Origin of the sequence: Nostoc sp. WHI (assembly GCF_015714725.1) — a bacterium.
Lineage (GTDB): Bacteria > Cyanobacteriota > Cyanobacteriia > Cyanobacteriales > Nostocaceae > Nostoc.
This window is the reverse complement of sequence record NZ_WBKM01000256.1, coordinates 1-2,604: the sequence shown is the minus strand read 5'-3', so window position 1 is coordinate 2,604 and position 2,604 is coordinate 1. Positions and strand designations below refer to the sequence as shown.

General features: G+C 38.8%; 1 pseudogene and 1 CRISPR repeat array. The pseudogene reads right to left on the bottom strand.

Annotated elements, in window-relative coordinates:
- Positions 1-582 (bottom strand): annotated as a pseudogene (locus F8S12_RS26040) (cobaltochelatase subunit CobN); the annotation flags it as partial.
- 234 nt (positions 583-816) lie between these two features.
- Positions 817-2,534: a CRISPR direct-repeat array (repeat unit 37 nt; unit sequence GTTTCAATCCCTAATAGGGATTTTGATGAATTGCAAT).
- Positions 2,535-2,604: the final 70 nt, after the last annotated feature.

The following is a 2,604-nucleotide window of genomic DNA, read 5'->3' as shown; positions in this document are numbered from 1 at the left end:
CTGCTCCCCTGCTCCCCACTCCCCACTCCCCACTCTCCACTCATACAATCCCACACGCGGAACTGTCCGGGGTAATGGAGGATTGTATGCAGTTGACAAGCAAGTGTCGGCGATAAATTGGAGAGCATTAACGAAATTTTCCACGCCGCCTTCGCTAAAATACTGCCATATCTGGTTAACAATACCCAAGGGTACGGTAGACTGGGAAATTAAATCGGGATCAAAAGCGTCGTCCCCTGGCATGACAATGAGGGTTTTACCATTACGTTGCACAATTTCCTGCACTACTTCTAAGCCATAACCCCAGTAGGAACGTCCTCCTAACAGGCGCAAAATAATTACCTCGGCAAGTTCTAAAACTTGCTCTCCATAAGTATCTATGCTTAATTGTTGCTGCAACTGCAAGAGGTTGGCAACTCTTAATGCTGGAAAGCTTGCAGGTAATTTTGTCACCGCAGCTGCTAGGGTTTGAATGTCGGTATCGGCAGCCGTAATCAACACAAAAGGCGCTGGAGTTTGTTCTAAAAAAATTAAACCCTCTGACTGATTCCATCCACCCGATGTGCTACTTATACGATGCATAATGCTGTCTTACCGTTTTTAACTGTTGGTTAATACACAATCAAAACAAACTTTTTTGAAAATGCTTACTACAGCGTTGATATTTTATCGCAAATCGATCTAAGGCGCGATCGCTTTACCGCCGATATAGAACCAGAGCTATTTCATTCTCATCTAATCCACCTCACGCCTCAGAATAAATTGCACAATGAAGCTATGTGATAATACCCGAAGTCGGCACTACTGCGACTCAATGTTTTAATCCCTAATAGGGATTCTGATGAATTGCAATGCAAATGTCTTTGTTTGATCTCCCTGAATTTCAGGAGTTTCAATCCCTAATAGGGATTTTGATGAATTGCAATGTGCGATCGCTCTATCTTGCAACTGCTGCAAACAAACCGTTTCAATCCCTAATAGGGATTTTGATGAATTGCAATAATTTGCCCACGTTGTCAAAAAAATGATTGATCATGTTTCAATCCCTAATAGGGATTTTGATGAATTGCAATTAAAGATACCTAATCCTGTAGCAACAGAATTAAGTTTCAATCCCTAATAGGGATTTTGATGAATTGCAATTTTTGAAGCAAGCAATTGATGAGATCAGAGGTCAAGGATTGTTTCAATCCCTAATAGGGATTTTGATGAATTGCAATAATATTTATGGCGGGTTAGTATTTGGAGTAAATCTAGTTTCAATCCCTAATAGGGATTTTGATGAATTGCAATCAAAAGCACTGAAGACTTTGTGAGGTTCTGTAAAAGTAGGTTTCAATCCCTAATAGGGATTTTGATGAATTGCAATAGGAATTTAAACGCACTGTTGAAATAAGGAGGGATGTTTCAATCCCTAATAGGGATTTTGATGAATTGCAATGGAACGAGTGTAAAGGATTCTGGAGCAAGATGAATGGTTTCAATCCCTAATAGGGATTTTGATGAATTGCAATTCAGTCCTCTCCTGTTCCGTCGCAATGCGAACAATTGTTTCAATCCCTAATAGGGATTTTGATGAATTGCAATTACAGCAAGCCACAAAAAAAGAAGGTTCACTCGTGTTTCAATCCCTAATAGGGATTTTGATGAATTGCAATTCTTGCAAGTCTTTCTTGTCAACATTCTCATAGGAGTTTCAATCCCTAATAGGGATTTTGATGAATTGCAATCGTGTGTTTGGATAGTATTGCGTTCTTTTGTTGGTGTTTCAATCCCTAATAGGGATTTTGATGAATTGCAATCAACGAACCCTGTAACTCTCACTGCCATAGTCAAGGTTTCAATCCCTAATAGGGATTTTGATGAATTGCAATTTATCCTTGAGTGTTACTCGATTGGTTGATGCACTGTTTCAATCCCTAATAGGGATTTTGATGAATTGCAATAAATCTGCAATGGTTTCAAAATATTAAGTAAATGAGTTTCAATCCCTAATAGGGATTTTGATGAATTGCAATTTGAATTATTTCAGGTGCGATCGCGCCAGCATTTAGTTTCAATCCCTAATAGGGATTTTGATGAATTGCAATGCATCGTAAATCGCAGTTTCAGCAGCAATTCTCTGTTTCAATCCCTAATAGGGATTTTGATGAATTGCAATTTTGACGGACATCTTTTGAGGAATTGAATTCTAGTTGTGTTTCAATCCCTAATAGGGATTTTGATGAATTGCAATGGACAAATTCATCTGATGTCTACACTCTTAAGTGTTTCAATCCCTAATAGGGATTTTGATGAATTGCAATGAACCTTTATCAGGCTTACACTGTACCATTTGGGTTTCAATCCCTAATAGGGATTTTGATGAATTGCAATTTGAGGGCGGCTCCCAAATTCGCCAGTATCCTGACCCGATTAGCGGTCTGTTTCAATCCCTAATAGGGATTTTGATGAATTGCAATCAAGCGCTCGGTTTCTATCACTTTTACCTTTGGTTGTTTCAATCCCTAATAGGGATTTTGATGAATTGCAATTAGTGACCACCGCAATGCTGTAAATATTGCCTATGATATAGTTTCAATCCCTAATAGGGATTTTGATGAA